The organism is Cobetia sp. SIMBA_158 (assembly GCF_046566945.1).
GTDB lineage: Bacteria > Pseudomonadota > Gammaproteobacteria > Pseudomonadales > Halomonadaceae > Cobetia > Cobetia amphilecti.
On sequence record NZ_JAWJYL010001036.1, the window covers coordinates 1 to 238 of the forward strand.

The following is a 238-nucleotide window of genomic DNA, read 5'->3' on the forward strand; positions in this document are numbered from 1 at the left end:
CTTGCCGAGAACGTGGTTCATGAGGTCGATGTCGTAGCCGACGATCTTGCCGGCGTCGACATATTCGAAAGGCGCATAGCGGGCTTCAGTCGCGACCGTCAGCTGTTTTGCGTCCTTGATTCGAGCGAGGAGATCGCCTTGCTGGGCCCACGAGCAGGCTGGGGCCAGCAGCGCGACGGAGGCGACGATGGGAATGATCGACCGCGAAAGGAAGGTGTACATAGAGGTTCCGTCGAAT

At 59.7% G+C, this 238-nt stretch carries 1 protein-coding gene; it reads right to left on the reverse strand.

Features of this window, described 5'->3' with window-relative positions:
* The coding region (locus R2R70_RS22955) for a transporter substrate-binding domain-containing protein (RefSeq protein ID WP_410979340.1) at window positions 1–222 on the reverse strand (222 nt) is incomplete at its 3' end.
* Window positions 223–238: the final 16 nt, after the last annotated feature.